A 15,933-nucleotide genomic window follows, 5' to 3' on the forward strand; every position below is an offset into this window, starting at 1 on the left:
ATTGAGGTTAAAAAAAGAGAGTTTCGTCATCTATTCTTTGTTGCTTGGAGCTATACTAGTTCCCGTCAATTCAACGATGATCGCTGTCGCTCTATCATCCATATCAACTTATTATGATCAATCTCTTGCAAACATCACTTGGGTTGTCACAATTTATCTTATTGTCATGGCAGTCACTCAACCTATCGCTGGTAAGTTAGGAGATATATACGGACACAGGCGAATGTATTTAATTGGGGTCATGCTCTTTTTAATTGGCTCAATTGGATGTGCTTTAGCTCCTAATCTAGCTTTTCTCATCACTTTTCGTTCCATTCAAGCAGCTGGCGGTGCTATTTTAACACCGAATAGCATTGCATTGATTCGTGCAACAGTATCCCCCGAAAAACTTTCTAAAACAATGGGTTATTTTGGATTTGGAGCCGGTATTGGTGCCGCACTTGGACCTTTTATTGGTTCGATTCTTATTCAGAGTTTTGATTGGCACTCTATATTCTTTGTCAATATCCCATTCTTGTTCCTTACACTTGTTACCGGCGTATTACTCATTCCGAAAACAAAGCATACACGCTTACAAGCAAGTGTAGACATCACTGGTTCAATATACTTAACCATCGGGATTGCCACACTCATTCTATGCACTAAAAGCCAATTGCTAAATGAATACTTGATTTATGGAATTCTAGCGTTGATCGTCATTCCTTTATTCTTTAAACATGTACGAAAAGTAAAGAATCCGATCATCGATTTGTCGCTTTTTAAAAACAGTTCATTTACAAATGCAAACCTGTCGATCATGCTGAGTAATTTTGTGATGTATGCCATTCTTCTAATTATGCCGCTGTTTATGGAGCAACAACTTGCACTTTCTCATACACAAAGCGGTATTATTCTATCAGTATTTTCTCTTTGCATGTCTATTAGCGGCTTGTTAGGGGCAAGACTCCATCCGAAAAAAGGCGCGAAAAAAATGATTCGCTTTTCATTTCTCTGCCTCACTTTATCAGGCATCATGTTAATCACACTGAGTCAGTACCCTACCTTACCTCTGCTTATCGTGACACTTGTCGCAGGTGGAATTTCATCAGGTATTGGGATGACCAGTATGCAGATGGCTTCTTTAACGTCTGTTGATCAAAGCTTATCTGGTTCAGCATCTGGTATTTTCTCTACCTTTCGATATTTTGGCAGTATCATTTCGTCTACATTGATTGGGATCATGAGTGGTTTTCAATCTTTATTTATTGTATTAATGGGTGCAGGCATTCTTGGTTTCTTTTTATCTCAACGTGTAAGAACCAAATCCACCTCCCCATCATCCGAACATTCCGCCTAATGACTCCCTTGCTCTATGTTTCTTTAGAGCGGGGAGTTTTCGTCATTTGTATCACTGTAAACTATAGCGAGTGCATCCATCAAATCCTGAAAATCATCTTTTAAGAAAGAAAAAATGGCATATGATCCAGACAAAAAAGGAACTTCAGGTACAAATGGTCTCCCTCACTTACCTAAAAGCTTTTTTTCATTCTTTCAGCATAGATAACTTCAATTTTTTTTCACAATTTTTGTGGTATGATTTTGAAAATAGAGAACGCAAAGGAGCGGAAGAATGGTACGTGTGAAATATGTTTTGATCTGTTTATCAGCTCTACTTTTATTCGTTACAGGCTGTGGAAAAGAACAGCAATTTACGCCGCCAGGCAGCTCTCAATCCATCGCTGTCATCTCTCAATTAAAAAAAGCCTCCTTTTCAATAGTTGATATACAAAAAAATAAAATGCTCTCTTCTGTGGATTTAAAACACCCACTCACTGATCTTATTCAAATCAATAAAGACGTCATCATCGCTACTAGTAAAGAGGGAGAATCCCTTATCGAAATTAATCTAAAACACGGGACAGCAGCAGATTATATGAATGTGGATAAAGGACTGACTTCCCTTACATATGATGCAGCTTCTCATACATTAATCGCTGCCAACTCACAGAAAAATGTCGTTTATTTTATTGATACGGAGCGCAAAAAAATAAAATCGACTGTAAAAACTGGAAAATCACCTTCTTCTATGACTCTTTCTTCGTCAGGTATTTTATTTGTTTTAAATGCAGAAAGTCATACTGTCTCCGTCATAGATATTGAAAAGGAAAAAAATATACGTACGTTTTCTGTACTTGAACGGCCTTCTGGGATTCATTTTGATGGACAGTCCATTTGGATCGGCGGTCATGGTAAACAAGGCACCTTAAATAAGAGTATTTTTGCTTATGACCCTAAAACAGGCAAGAAACAGCGAGAAATAAAGCTAGGCGTTATGCCTGTTGCATTTTTTCCAGAGAAAAATTCTTCTACTTTATATGTACTATGTCATGGAGATCATACGCTATACAAAGTAGATACCAAAACAAATAAACAGCTTGCTTCTGTTGAAACTGGTCAAAATCCGAATTATATCACTGCTGATACGTCATCAATTTATGTGAGTAACTTGGATGACAATTCAGTATCCATCATCGATAAACACTCATTTATCATGAAAAATCAACTGAATGTCCCATCAGGACCTTACGCTATCGTGTTGGAGGAAAAGAAATGAAGGAACAAATGCGTATTTTAATCGTAGATGATGAGCTTGATATGCTTGAGTTAATCGGATCTTTTTTAAAGAGACATGGCTTTCACATTATCACTGCGAATAATGGAAAAGATGCCTTGCATCAGCTTGAAAAGGAATCTGTTGATCTTGTTGTATTAGATATCATGATGCCTGACATGGATGGATTTGAAGTCTGTCAGCGTATTCGACAAACATCTCAAATACCGATTTTATTTTTAACAGCGAGGAGTTATGAAGAGGACCGTATTAGAGGACTTGAAATTGGAGCGGATGACTACATCATGAAGCCTTTCAGTCTGCGTGAGCTTGCAGCAAGAATTGAAACAACCCTGAGACGAATTAGAGGTCTTTCGCTAAAGCGCAACCGAATACAGATTGGTGACATGGAGATTGATCAAGATGGCAGACAAGTTTACCTCCATCAACAGCCCGTTAATTTAACAAGAAGAGAATTTGATTTACTCATGTTTCTTTTGCTCAACCAAGGACAAGTGTTTTCACGAGAACACCTTTATCAAAAATTGTGGGAATCACATTCAATGAGCGGCTCTTTAAGAACAGTCGATACACATATCAAAACGCTGCGACTAAAGTTAAAGGAAGCAGAACGATATATTAAAACCGTTTGGGGTGTCGGCTATAAGTTTGAGGAGGAAGAATGAAGCCATTATCGATTAAAAAGAAAGTACTCTTCTTAATTCTTGCAGTGATCGGAATCGTTGCAGCCTCAGCGCTTGCCCTTACCTTTTACTTATACCAGCACTTATATATTGATAAACAGATTGATTCCTTAAGTTTGCAAGGTAAGAAGCTTGCAGAAATCTATCACACACACGGGAAAGACAAGTATTTTACCGACAGAATGAAATGGGCAAATGACTCAAGTCAGGCGAACGTTATTTTTACAGATGATCCAATGGAGCTTTCAAGTGGTCTTCCTTTTGATACGAACACAAATGATAATCTCATTACGTTCAAGGAACGCCAAAAGCTCCTTCAAGGTGAAACCGTCGTGTTAATTAGAGAACACCCACAGTTTCACCAAGATATTCTTGGCATCGCCATCCCTGTTTTCTCAAGCAATGATGATCTATCGGGAACTATTTTCCTCTCCATGCCATTATCAGATGTATATGAACCCTTTGTCCAAATTAGATTGACGCTGGGTATATCCATCTCATTGATTCTGCTCCTGATATTTTTAATCGGATATAAGAGCTCCAATCACATTGTACAGACAATAAATAAAATGAAAAAAATTGCAATGGAAATGGAATCTGGCGATTTCTCAAAACGAATGGCCGTAACTAAAAAAGGAGACGAGTTAAACCAGCTTAGCCGCTCCTTTAATAAACTGTCTTCAACCCTCGAAAAAGTTGAGCAGCACCGCAGGGAATTTCTTGCGAATGTCTCTCACGAACTTAGAACGCCTTTAAGTTATATGAAAGGCTATGCAGAAGGAATTGAAGAAGGGGTCATTGATCAAAAAAAGGGGATGCAAATCATCCAAGATGAGGCCACACGTTTAAGCCGGCTTGTGCACGACCTTTTAGATCTTGCACAGTTAGAAGGTGACTCTTATCCACTTACGATGGAGCCAGTCGTCTTTGCACAGCTCATCCACGATGTTCTTGATCAAATGGCATTCATCGCTGACAAAAAAAGCATTATTTTCAAACGAACGCTAGAAGAGGATTGTATTGTTTATGGTGATAGCGACCGTCTCCAACAAGTGATACGTAATTTACTGGACAATGCCATTCATTACACGCCATCTGGGAAATCAATATCGATTGAATTACAAGTTCACCAAGGTGTTGCTGAATTGAAAGTGACCGACGAAGGCAGCGGTATTCCAAAAGAAGATCTTCCACATGTTTCTGAGCGATTTTATCGTGTAAATAAAGCACGAACAAGAAAGGATGGCGGCTCTGGCCTTGGACTAGCCGTTGTCTATCAAATCATCAAAAAACATCATGGAACATTCGACATTCAATCTGAGCCTGGCATTGGTACGACAGCCATCATTCAGCTGCCAAATACTCCTTTCACTGAAGACGTGCCAACCAAATAACAAATGAGATGAAGACTATCTATGAGAATCAGCTGTCTACATTTGAACAGTCTTCTTAACAACCACTATTTTTAATCCCTTTTTCATAACATATTCTATTTTTCAAAAGGGAGAGCTGAATGCTTCATTCACGAAATACTATCACAAAAAAAGCGTGCAAGACCTTCTTGAGAACGTCCTGCACGCTTTTAAATCAAACAGCTGTTTCAAACCGCTTTCTGTTGATGAAGAAAGAAAGAGTAATAATCAGATAAATGCCCATTGTGACCATCGTTTGGACAATTGGAGTTGTTGACACAACGCCGATGAAAATGGCAATGATCGCAATCACAGAAAACCATGTTGTGAAAGGATACAGCTTCACACGATATCCTCCTGGTTCTGCTACACTTCGAGATTTCAAATGCCCGACAGCAATAATAAACCAAATGAATAAGACCGTATAGCTTAAAGATCCCATTAAATAATTAAAGGTTTGACTTCCTACAAAAAGAGAAATCAACACAGCGGCATACAATGTAGATGTACACACTAGGATCGCTCTGACAGGCACCTGCTGTTTTGATAGCTTTGAGAAGCCCTTCCATACACGCCCATCCATCGCTTGCGTATAAAGTACCCTTGAGGATGCGTACAGCCCAGAGTTCATAGAAGACAAGATCGCTAATAAAATGATACCGTTCATGATGTCACTTGCGTATGGCACGCCAATCGTTGCAAACACGGTGACGAATGGACTCACTTGCTCATTGTTTACTTGATTCCAGGGAATCAAGCTGACGATGATGAAGAACGGCAGTACATAGAAACCGATGATTCGTACAAATGTACTTTGAATGGCCTTTGGGATGACTTTTTCAGGGTTTTTTGTTTCTGCTAATGTGACCCCGATCATTTCAGTCCCGCCATATGAATACACCACCACAAGCATGGCCGCAATTAAGCCGCCTGTTCCATTCGGGAAAAATCCTCCGTGGTCGGTTAAGTTGGATAATCCCGGTGCAGCATGCTGACCAAATGAGACAAACAGCATGGTTAACCCAATGATAATAAATAAAATAATGACAGCAATTTTAATAGAAGCTAACCAGTACTCCGTCTCAGCAAACATTTTAACAGAACAAACATTGATCAATGTCACAACAAGTGAAATGATTAACACAAGTATCCAAATCGGCACCTGTGGGAACCAGTACTGAATAAAGATCGCAGATACGATTGCTTCTGCTGCAATGTTCAGCACCCACATTTTCCAGTATATCCAGTCTAAGAAATAAGCCGGATATTTCCCTAACACCGGTTCAATTAAATCACGGAATGTTCTTGCGCCAGGTCGTGCAACTGTCATTTCGGCAAGTCCTTGCATAATAAATAATAAAATAAGACCACCAATCATATATGCCAAAATGACAGCAGGACCTGCGATATCAATAGCAGAGCTGCTTCCTTTAAACAGACCAGCACCTATTGCACCACCAAGTGCGAGCATCATAATATGCCTTGACGTCATTGTTCGTTTTAACTGCACATGTTCCTTTTCCATTTTCTATAGCTCCTTTAAATTTGAATCTTCAGACAAATATAGGATAAAAACATATAAAAAGGCCAGTCATCTCCTTGAAGAGACGACTGACCTTGCAACCGCGTTACCACTCTAATTGATTCAGCCATAGCTGAATCCAACTTAAAACCCGTTAACGGAGGTCACACGTAAAGACTTACTATTCATTCAGTCTTACCGCTCTTTGAGCGAGTTCAATGATTCGTTTTACTGCGTTGCACCAACCCGCAGCTCTCTTAAAAAAACGGATGTTCATCTACTATTCTCAAGTCAAAGCGTTTATAGTCAATTTGTATATTCATCAAAGATTTTATTTTTTAAATATACTGACTAACCACGCAATTGTCAACATCCTTTTTCAGACATTCTCTTTTAACGAATCCAAACAGCTACTTCATCCATCGGACGGCGCGTTTTGCCGCGCTTTGGCTCGGTGACACGATAACCAAAGGCTGCCATGACAGAAATATCATACTGACCATCCTCAAGCAGCCCTTCTTCATCTAGAATGCGATGAATCTCATCGTAGCTGAATCCCTCGACCGGGCATGAATCAATACCAATTTGTGCAGCAGCTGTCATCATGTTTCCAAGGGCAATATACGTTTGTTTTGAAGCCCAGTCAAAGAGCGTACGTTCATTTTCTAACAAATGAAGATCATTCTCTTGGAATTCTTGGTAGCGTCCCTTCACCATCTCGAACGTTTCGTCTGACATTCCTTTGATTTGCTTGTTGATGTATTCTGCATATGCTGAATCATAACGGGCGTCTGTTCTTGCCAAGATGATCACAAAATGGCTGGCAGTAGGAAGCTGCTTTTGCGCTCCCCATGTATACTCTTTTAATTTTTCTCTAAATGCTTCATTTTGAACAACGAGGAACTTCCAAGGCTCAAATCCTACAGAGCTTGGGGAAAGTCTTCCTGTTTCTAAAATAAATGCAAAATCATCCTCTGATATTTTTTTCGTTGGATCAAACTCTTTTGTCGCATGGCGGAACTCATACGCCTCAATGATTTCTTTTTTTAATTGCTCTTTGTCTTGCATTGTATTCATCCTTTCTATTAACCAATTAGGGCGTTAGTTTCATCAATCCAATTTCTTTCCATTCCCATATAGAAATTGTTATGATAAAAAAACAACAGCCCGAATGTGTGATGTGATATCCCTATGGTATAAGAAAAGCTTCGAGTGATTCAAGTACGCACATTTTTGTTCGTTAGGTACCATCTTGTTCGTGTATCACCAAATTTGTCTTAGAAAGGAGTGTTAAGATGAGTGCACCATCCAATCCAGTCAGTATTGTCAATCATGGCTGTCCCGTTTCAGTGACGACAAGTGTCATCGGAGGGAAATGGAAAGGAGTCATCCTTTATCATTTGACTTGCGGACCAAAACGCTACAATGAATTGCGCCGGCTGCTGCCAAGAATTTCTCAGCGTGTCCTCACACTGCAATTGCGTGAGCTTGAACAAGACGGCATTGTTCATAGAGAAGTCTATGAGGAGGTCCCCCCTCGTGTCGAATATTCACTCACTTCTCTCGGAAATACATTAAAGCCTATCATCTTCGCCATGCGTGAATGGGGCGAATCCTATGGGAGAGAAGCGCGCCCAAAAGAAAAAAGCTGCCATCTCTAGCAGCTTTTTTTAAGATGAAATTGCCGTTGGCTCTTGCTGTGGATCATCCTTTACAAACAGGATGCCAAGCTGATGATGCTCCCCTTCGTAAGAAGCACGTTTCTCAAATCTTGTCTGACCATTTAAGCCAATGATCTCGAGCTTTGTTAGAGCACGATTGGTTTGAAGGGCTTCATAAAATTCCGAAACGGTTTTGACTTCAATTCCATTCACTTTTGTGATGACTTCTCCGATCTCAAGCTTTAAATCAGCCGCTGGTGTATTTGGAATAATCCCCAGCACCATCAGCCCTTGATTACGCTTAGAGAAGTAGAACGGAGCAGCATTGTCATTGACCCTCTGTTTCCATGAGAGAAAGGCTCTTCCTATCACCGCAATCAATACAGCTCCCCAAGCAATCGGTTCAAACCAAATACTTGCAGCACCTAATAAGGCGACAGCGAGTCCGAGCATGAGAATACGCCGCGCTGTAATTTGAATACTAACAATTGGCAGTGAGCCTTGAATTCTCTGACCGAATCCGATGATATATGGAATCAAAATAAATGAAAAGCTTTGATCATGTACTTGAAGCACCGGCCACCATGGCAGAGAAGAAGTGAATTCACCTGCCGGCATCAGCAAAACAAGCGGTAAAAGCCACAGACGGTTTGCCCGCTGCTGACCAATTAAAAGTCCTCTCGCACTCATCACCATAGCAGGCGATGTACGTAAATGCGCCGTTCGATAGGCTAGAATCCCCTCCGTCATTAATAGAAGTCCTAGCAGAATGACAACGGCTGATGCATTCATCATTGAGAGCTGCGGCAGCCAAGAATGACTCACTTGGAAATGCATCAGTCCAAGTGCCGCAATAAAACTGAAACCGAGTGTGTATGCAGACGAAAGCGCACTCGCCTTAAAGAATAAAGAGAAAACGATGGTCATCGCTGCAATCAGCACGATGAATCCAGGGGGGAGGGCAATCCCTAAGCCTACTGAAATAACGGATAGGCAAATCCCTAGAATCCATCCCTTTGAATATGTAAATTTAAGTTCATCGTATACATCTTCTATTCTTGTTTGAAACGCTTTTCTCTCCCGCTTTACGCGGATGTAGCCATGCAATAGGCTGATTAATATCATGAAATAAAAAAGAGGATGGATTAAAAACAGACCGACCGCTTTTAATCCAGCTCCCATCCACTCCGAGCTCATTATCGTTCACCGCCCAAGTCAAGCATTTTCTCTTATTCTATCAAATAAATCGATGCTTGACATCAGGTTTATTTCTCCTGATTCATCCAAAGTGTGACATTCGACAGTGAAAAATCTTTTAAGTAGTGATTGACATCTACATCTAGTATGCCGCCGAGCAGCTGCATCGACCTCTTGATGTCGGTTAAGTTTATACCAAGTCTCTTATGATTATCCATTAAATAATTGAAGTATATCTCAGCACAGTCTTCATCGATTTCGTCGACTGATTCTACCGTTGTGTAATTGACCAAGTACCTGCTTAACAGCATGAGCAGACTTAATGCCTTTGTAGCGGAAAACGTCACATCTTTCGTACGACTCTTAAGTTCCTCTACCAACTCGTAATATTTTTTCTCTCTCACAATACTTGCCCTTTTCAATTGTGTACCCCCATTTACTAGTTCTTTTAAGAAAAGCGCAAACCTCGGTACAGCTTCATGCTCAAGCTGAATATCCGCAAAAAATAAAATATTTAAAATGAGTGCTACTTTTTATTGTAAGAATTATTTATGTAACATACAACTTTCAAAAGTTTCATTTTCATGACATGTTTAAATCAACAGAAAGTCTCTTATATACATATGTTATCGGGTAAAATTGAAGGAATGTTATGTTTTTTGTAAAATAAATGAATATATTTCTCGATATAATTTATTTTTAATCATAAATTATTACATGTTCATGACACTTATGAACCAAAAAAAAGAGGCTATTATTCGCCTCTTTATTTTTTAAGATATAGTGCTTTTAGTGCAGTCTGTAATTGAAGGTCATTTTTTTCGTATGATTTCACTTCATCCACCATTTTGTTCATCATTTCCGCTGTTTTCAAATCAATGACACCTGATTTATCGAGATTGTATGTGCTTTGGAAGGCAAGTACGGCCTTTTTCGTTTCTTCATCAAAGTATCCATCTACTCTGCCAGGGTCAAATGACAATCCCTTTAACAGCGTCTGCGCTTGTCTCACTTCTTCATTGTTCATATCACGCTGAAGCGGTTCTTTTAGCTGAAGCGGACCTGCGGTAAAGTAATCCGGCTGATGAATCGCAATTGTCGGTACGACGCCTTTTTTGTGAATCCAATTGCCTTTTGGCGTGAGCCATTTATACAGCGTTAATTTAATATTACTTCCATCTCCCATCGGAACCGCCTGCTGCACAGTTCCTTTTCCAAAGGAGACATCACCGACGACTTCATACTTTCCAGCTTCTTTCATGGCTCCAGCAAGTATTTCCGAAGCGGAAGCACTGCCTTTATCAATTAAGACATTGACTGGGTAAGGCTTTTTTTCTTTCAGTTTTGAAAAATATCGTTTCCGGTCGCCATTCCGTTCTGCGATTTGAATATAAGGCTGATCCTTCGTAATAAAATGCTTCAAAATATCTTCCACACTTTGCAGATAGCCGCCAGGGTTTCCTCTCACATCCAGTACAAGGCCTTCTATGCCCTTTTTCTCGAGCTGTTTCAAGCTTGAAGTGAAATCCTTCGCCGTATCTTCAGAGAAGCTGGAGATCGCAATATAGCCTGTTTTATGACCATTTACCTCTTTTACAGAGGAAGTCACTGTTTCAAGCGGGATTTCTTCTCGTTTGATATGGAACGTTAGCTCTTTTTCAATCCCGTTTCGTTTGATTGTTAAGGCGACAGACGTTCCTTTTTTTCCTCTTATTTTCAGTACAGCATCGTTTAAGCTTTTTTCTTTCATCGGCTCACCGTCTATGCTGATGACTTCATCTTTCGGCTTTAGACCTGCTTTTGCCGCAGGGGATTTTTTAAAGGCGGAGACGATAATGATCTTTCCTTCATCCATCCCCACTTCTGCCCCAATTCCCTCAAAGGAAGAATCAAGCGAATCAGAAAATTGCTTTGCGGTTTGCTTGTCCATGTATACTGAATACGGATCGTTTAACGTCGAAAGCATTCCTTGGATCGCGCCTTCAAGCAGCTTTTGCCGATCCACTTCCTCTACATATTCATTTGAAATAAGGTCATAGGCTTTCTCGATCTTTTCCATCCCATTCTCTTTTGCCTTATCACTTGATTGAGCTTGTCCAGCCATTGCAGCTGCTGCTTGCGGTGACTCCGCATGAGTTCCCTCTTTATGCGTCATCACACCTGCACTTATTAAGAGAACGACACTTGCCATAATAGATGCGATTTGTTTTTTCATATTTGGCCTCCTTCTTCAACTCTTCCTGATGACCTGAGTTATTATATGCCAGAAGAAGGGATTTCATGTAAAGACATTCTCCCGTGAAGGCTTGACGAATCATTTTATTAGGTGTAATTTTTATTTTGTTATGATTGAGAAGGAGTCTTCGCTATGTATATTATCTTGACGATGCTTTTATTAGGAATTTTATTAGGTTTTGTAGGAGCAGGCGGGGCAGGATTTGTCATCGCATTGCTTACATTAATTTTTGATATCCCTATTCATACCGCACTCGGGACGTCATTAGCCGCTATGGCATTTACGACACTATCAGGTGCATACAGCCACTACCGGGAAGGGAACATTCAGCTGAAATCTGGTTTGATTGTCGGGGCACTTGCTTGTATCGCTTCTTTTGCTGGGGCTAAGGTTGCTCCTTTTATTCCAGAAGAGAGTCTGCACTATTTAACAGCAGGGATGCTTTTTTTATCCGCTGTTTTTATGATGATCAAACTATTTGTTCTTAATGAAGAGGCTGAGCAGCAGCCGCTTTCTTCTCGTCAGCTGATGACAAGAGGCATTATTTTAGGCCTTGTGTCTGGGATGCTGTCAGGCATGTTTGGTATCGGGTCTGCACCATTCATTCAAGTAGGACTTTTGATTTTACTGAAGCTGTCGATAAGGCAAGCCGTTGGCACGACCATGCTTGTCATTATTCCGATTTCCATCGGCGGTGGAATTGGATATATTTCAGAGGGCTATGTTGATTTTATCCTGCTGATCCAAATATTAATTGGCACCGTATTAGGCGCATTTATCGGCGCGAAATTCACACGCCTTGCACCTAAGCTCTTATTGAAATCAGCTGTTCTGTTAACACCTATTATTGCTGGATTACTGCTTTTATTTTAATTCTATCTAGGTCAAAAAAGCCGATAACATCATGTTATCGGCTTTTTGATTAGCGGATATATTGCGCTGGATTGACTGCATTTGATTTTGCGCCATTCCATAATCCTTTATGAATTTCAAAGTGAAGATGCTGACCATGCGATTGGCCGGTATTTCCCATATATCCAAGGAATTGTCCTTGTTCGACTCTCTGTCCTGTTGACACACTTCTTGTAGACAGGTGGGCGTATACAGTTTGATATGTCTGTCCATTGATATTGTGCGTAATGAACACAACATTTCCGTAGCTCGATGAGTAGCTGGAGTTCGTGACTGTTCCAGATGCTGCTGCATAGACAGGAACTGTGCCTTTTGCTGCAATATCTAATCCGAAGTGGTTTCCGCCAGAACGTCCGCCAAAGCCAGATGAGAAACGCCCTGCAGCTGGTTTAATAAAGCCAGAGCTGCTTGCTGGTGTATCAGATACTTGATCTGAGCCGCCGCTGTGAGGTGCAGGTGCATTTTTTTCAGCTGCTTGTTTTGCTTTCTTCGCTTCTTCCTTTTGTCGGTGTGCTTCCTCAGATTTCACAGCCGCTTTTTGATTCGCTAGGATTTCTTGTTCATTCTCAAGCTTGCCTAGTTCATCATGCGCATGATTTTTTTTATCTGTCACATCACCTAAAATGTGTTCTTTTTCTTTGTGCTTCTTAGATAAATCTTTTTTCAGTGCTTCTAGCTCTTTCAGAGATGTTTCAAGTCCGCTTAGCTGATTATTTAGCTCTGCTTCTTTTTGCTCCACCAGCTTTAAATCATTTTCATGTTCTGTAATCATGTCTTTGTCTGCTTCGACAATCGTTGTGACAGCCCCAACACGACCGACAAAATCACTAAAGCTGCGAGCACCTAGCAGCACATCTAAATAGTTGATCGTACCGCCGCTTTTTTGCATTGAACGAATTCGGTCTTTGAAAATGGCTTTTCTTTTTTCAATTCGCTCATTGATGACTTGAATGTCTTTTTTTAGCTTCTTGATTTCTTGCTTCGTTTTTTTAACTTCTTTCTCTTTTTCAGCGACTTTTTCAGTTGCAGTACTTACCTTTTGGTCAATTTGTTCAATTTCTTTCTTGAGCTTTGATTCTTTCTTTTCAAGCTTTGCCAGCTCTGACTGCTTCTTCTTCAAGCTTGATTCAGTCTTCGATGTTTTCTCTTCGATTTGTTGACGTTTTTGATCTAGGTCTTCGTATGCGAATGCACGATTCTCGTTCCCTGGAATGTATAGCCACGTTGTTCCAATAAACGCTGCCATTCCAGCCATCATCAGCTTTCTTTTCAAAACGATATTCCCCTCCCATGACAACTGTCGACATGAAGAGCCGACCGGATGAATCGGGTCAACCGGTCACATCTTCTATAGAATCCTCGAATGCTGCCATCAAAATATATTTATACTTTTAAGAATTTACGGATAGACGTTAAGCTTCCCCATACACCAATGATTGCACCGATCACTAGCAGGACCAGTGATACTTGATAGACAAACGGATTGTATGGAAGCATTGAAATAAATGAGCCTTGTACTCTCGGTGCGACCCAGCCAACTGCATATTGATACGTGCCAAGCAATAGGGCAATTGGTATAATGGAACCAAATACACCAAGCAATAATCCTTCAATGAAGAATGGCCAGCGGATAAACCAGTTCGTTGCACCTACCAGCTTCATAATCTCAATTTCTTTACGTCTAGCAAAAATCGTAATTTTGATCGTATTGGAGATTAAGAACATAGCTGTAAATAACAGCCCAATAATGAGCACAATGCCGACATTACGCGCTACTCCAACTACATTGAAGAGTCGGCTGACCTCTTCTTTTCCATAGGTTACTTTATATGTACCCTTTAGGTTTTCTAATTTCTTTGCTACTTTTGGTGTATCGTGAGGATCTGTTGTTTTCACAATAAACGCATCGTTTAATGGATTTTCTTGATCAACAAGTCCCATGGATTGTCCATTTTCTCCGAAGCTTTTAATCAGTGCTTTCAGTTCGTCATCTTTAGATGAGTACTTCACATTACTGATTTCAGGAATCTTTTCAATTTCTGCTTTTAATTCATCCTGCTGCTTTTGATTCGCCGTTAATTCGATTAATACTTTTACTTCTACTTCTTTTTCAGCGTTCGATGCCATGTTATTCAAGTTGAGCATAATCACAAGGAAAACCCCAACTAAAATCAATGTGACAGTAACCGCACTAATTGATGCAAATGTCATCCACGTGTTTCTTCCAAGTGAACGGAAGCTCTCACGTAAATGCCGCGAGAGAGTTTTAATCATAAATTCCGTACTCCCCTCTTGCTTCGTCACGCACAATCATTCCATCTTCGATTGCGATGACGCGTTTCTTCATGGTGTTTACAATTTCTTTGTTGTGTGTCGCCATAACCACTGTTGTTCCGCGGTTATTAATCTCTTCGAGCGTCTTCATGATTTCCCAAGAAGTGTCTGGATCAAGGTTTCCTGTCGGCTCATCTGCAATGACGACCTCAGGGCTATTAACAATCGAGCGGGCGATAGACACACGCTGCTGTTCACCGCCGGACAGCTGGTCAGGAAATTGACGCGCTCTGTGCTTTAGCTGAACCAGATCGAGAACATCAAGCACTTTTTTCTTAATGATATGAGGCTGTTCACCAATCACTTCAAGAGCAAATGCTACGTTCTCAAACACAGTAAGAGTTGGGAGCAGCTTGAAATCTTGGAATACTACGCCAATTTCTCTTCTTACGTAAGGTATTTCTTTTTCCTTCATTGAGCCTAAATCTTTGTTATTAATTAAGATTTGCCCTTTGGTTGGCTTCTCTTCACGATACATCATTTTGATGAAAGTGGATTTACCAGCACCACTGGGACCAACAACATACACAAACTCTCCTGGATGGATAGAGACATTGATTCCATTGATCGCCTTTACGCCATTAGGATAGATCTTGTAGACTTCCTTCATTTGAATCATGTAATCACCTAATCTTTTCTTATTCGCTGACTAACAGCTTATCATGATGTTTTGACACTTCTCGTCAAAAAACGTTATGTATGGTCACGCACATACCCTTCGATACTTACTAACAATTTATGTCCTTTTCATCCAAAAAGATGAAAAAATTGAATCGTCTAAATTTCAACAACTCCAATTATACGTCATGAATCGACGCAATGGTATTACATTTATATTTCAAAACTTATAAATAAAAGGTAAATAGAACAACCAAAACCAAAAAACATGCCTTTATACCCTTATTTTTTAAATAAAATTTAATATAATGCGTTTTCATACTATCCAAAAGTCTTTTTCTACATATAAAAAAACAAAAAAACCTTGTCGATTAGACAAAGGTTTTATTTTTTCTCTGCAAGCCATTTTGCTACTTCTTTTGCCTGCTTCTCATCTACCATACCGCTTGGCATAGAGCCTTTACCGTTTTGCGCAATATCTGCGATTTGGCTTTCATTATATTTCTTCCCTACTTCCTTCAGGCTTGGACCGCCTCCGCCAGATAGGTCTTTCCCATGACAGCCAATACAGTTTTGCTGATAGATCTCCTCACCACTGCTCACAGATGATGCACTTTTGCTGCCTTCTTTGTCGCTGCTGCTTGAATTTCCTCCACAAGCCGCGAGAACAAGAAGCATCGCTGCAAACAGCATCGTTAATCCGCTTTTTTTCATCTATTTCCCTCCCTTACAATCATTTGGTCAACG

Annotated in this window: 15 protein-coding genes and 1 other annotated feature; of the genes, 6 read left to right on the forward strand and 9 right to left on the reverse strand. The window is 40.2% G+C overall.

Annotated features, from left to right (window positions below):
• Position 1: 1 nt before the first annotated feature.
• The 4 genes from NSQ25_RS16120 to NSQ25_RS16135 all read left to right on the forward strand — a co-directional run bounded on the left by NSQ25_RS16120 (position 2) and on the right by NSQ25_RS16135 (position 4,688).
• On the forward strand, positions 2-1,336 hold the full coding sequence (locus tag NSQ25_RS16120) for an MFS transporter (protein WP_070326070.1): 1,335 nt from the start codon (positions 2-4) through the stop codon (positions 1,334-1,336).
• A 273-nt stretch (positions 1,337-1,609) separates the two neighbouring features.
• Complete coding sequence (locus tag NSQ25_RS16125) at positions 1,610-2,593, forward strand: YncE family protein (RefSeq protein ID WP_326135845.1); 984 nt, start codon at positions 1,610-1,612, stop codon at positions 2,591-2,593.
• Positions 2,590-3,276, forward strand: a complete 687-nt coding sequence (locus NSQ25_RS16130; protein ID WP_101676518.1) for a response regulator transcription factor — start codon at positions 2,590-2,592, stop codon at positions 3,274-3,276. Before NSQ25_RS16125 ends, NSQ25_RS16130 begins: the two co-directional genes overlap by 4 nt.
• On the forward strand, positions 3,273-4,688 hold the full coding sequence (locus NSQ25_RS16135) for a HAMP domain-containing sensor histidine kinase (protein ID WP_098677683.1): 1,416 nt from the start codon (positions 3,273-3,275) through the stop codon (positions 4,686-4,688). The genes NSQ25_RS16130 and NSQ25_RS16135 overlap by 4 nt, the downstream gene beginning before the upstream one ends.
• A 193-nt stretch (positions 4,689-4,881) precedes the next feature.
• On the opposite strand, the gene NSQ25_RS16140 is transcribed toward NSQ25_RS16135, so the two are convergent.
• Both NSQ25_RS16140 and NSQ25_RS16145 read right to left on the reverse strand, forming a co-directional pair.
• Positions 4,882-6,231: an amino acid permease gene (locus NSQ25_RS16140; RefSeq protein WP_034281072.1), complete on the reverse strand. Its 1,350-nt coding sequence runs from the start codon at positions 6,229-6,231 to the stop codon at positions 4,882-4,884.
• A 75-nt stretch (positions 6,232-6,306) separates the two neighbouring features.
• Positions 6,307-6,532, reverse strand: a binding site (T-box leader).
• Positions 6,533-6,621: 89 nt separating this feature from the next.
• On the reverse strand, positions 6,622-7,296 hold the full coding sequence (locus tag NSQ25_RS16145; RefSeq protein ID WP_034281073.1) for an NAD(P)H-dependent oxidoreductase: 675 nt from the start codon (positions 7,294-7,296) through the stop codon (positions 6,622-6,624).
• A 227-nt stretch (positions 7,297-7,523) separates the two neighbouring features.
• Between NSQ25_RS16145 and NSQ25_RS16150 the strand changes: the two genes are divergently transcribed.
• Positions 7,524-7,889, forward strand: coding sequence for a winged helix-turn-helix transcriptional regulator (locus tag NSQ25_RS16150; protein WP_046313076.1), 366 nt, complete (start codon positions 7,524-7,526; stop codon positions 7,887-7,889).
• A 9-nt stretch (positions 7,890-7,898) separates the two neighbouring features.
• Here the strand turns inward: NSQ25_RS16150 and NSQ25_RS16155 are convergent, their stop codons facing one another.
• The 3 genes from NSQ25_RS16155 to NSQ25_RS16165 form a co-directional block, all read right to left on the reverse strand.
• On the reverse strand, positions 7,899-9,086 hold the full coding sequence (locus NSQ25_RS16155; protein ID WP_024426241.1) for a PDZ domain-containing protein: 1,188 nt from the start codon (positions 9,084-9,086) through the stop codon (positions 7,899-7,901).
• A gap of 68 nt (positions 9,087-9,154) precedes the next feature.
• Positions 9,155-9,508: a swarming motility protein SwrAA gene (locus NSQ25_RS16160; RefSeq protein WP_007500014.1), complete on the reverse strand. Its 354-nt coding sequence runs from the start codon at positions 9,506-9,508 to the stop codon at positions 9,155-9,157.
• 344 nt (positions 9,509-9,852) lie between these two features.
• Positions 9,853-11,301, reverse strand: coding sequence for a S41 family peptidase (locus NSQ25_RS16165; RefSeq protein ID WP_034281075.1), 1,449 nt, complete (start codon positions 11,299-11,301; stop codon positions 9,853-9,855).
• Positions 11,302-11,454: 153 nt separating this feature from the next.
• On the opposite strand from NSQ25_RS16165, the gene NSQ25_RS16170 reads away from it, so the two are divergent.
• Positions 11,455-12,195: a sulfite exporter TauE/SafE family protein gene (locus NSQ25_RS16170; RefSeq protein ID WP_024423598.1), complete on the forward strand. Its 741-nt coding sequence runs from the start codon at positions 11,455-11,457 to the stop codon at positions 12,193-12,195.
• A gap of 49 nt (positions 12,196-12,244) precedes the next feature.
• Here the strand turns inward: NSQ25_RS16170 and NSQ25_RS16175 are convergent, their stop codons facing one another.
• The 4 genes from NSQ25_RS16175 to cccB form a co-directional block, all read right to left on the reverse strand.
• Positions 12,245-13,507 (reverse strand): peptidoglycan DD-metalloendopeptidase family protein, encoded by a 1,263-nt coding sequence (locus tag NSQ25_RS16175; protein ID WP_326135846.1) that lies wholly within the window; start codon positions 13,505-13,507, stop codon positions 12,245-12,247.
• Between the two features lie 110 nt (positions 13,508-13,617).
• Positions 13,618-14,508 carry a permease-like cell division protein FtsX gene (gene ftsX, locus NSQ25_RS16180; RefSeq protein WP_034281079.1) on the reverse strand — a complete coding sequence of 297 codons (891 nt, stop codon included), beginning with the start codon at positions 14,506-14,508 and terminating at the stop codon, positions 13,618-13,620.
• Positions 14,501-15,187, reverse strand: coding sequence for a cell division ATP-binding protein FtsE (gene ftsE, locus NSQ25_RS16185; RefSeq protein WP_024423601.1), 687 nt, complete (start codon positions 15,185-15,187; stop codon positions 14,501-14,503). Before ftsE ends, ftsX begins: the two co-directional genes overlap by 8 nt.
• Positions 15,188-15,570: 383 nt before the next feature.
• Positions 15,571-15,900, reverse strand: coding sequence for a cytochrome c551 (gene cccB, locus NSQ25_RS16190; protein WP_024423602.1), 330 nt, complete (start codon positions 15,898-15,900; stop codon positions 15,571-15,573).
• Positions 15,901-15,933 lie beyond the last annotated feature (33 nt).

The organism is Bacillus sp. FSL R5-0512 (genome assembly GCF_038593295.1).
Classification (GTDB): Bacteria; Bacillota; Bacilli; order Bacillales; family Bacillaceae; genus Bacillus; species Bacillus safensis.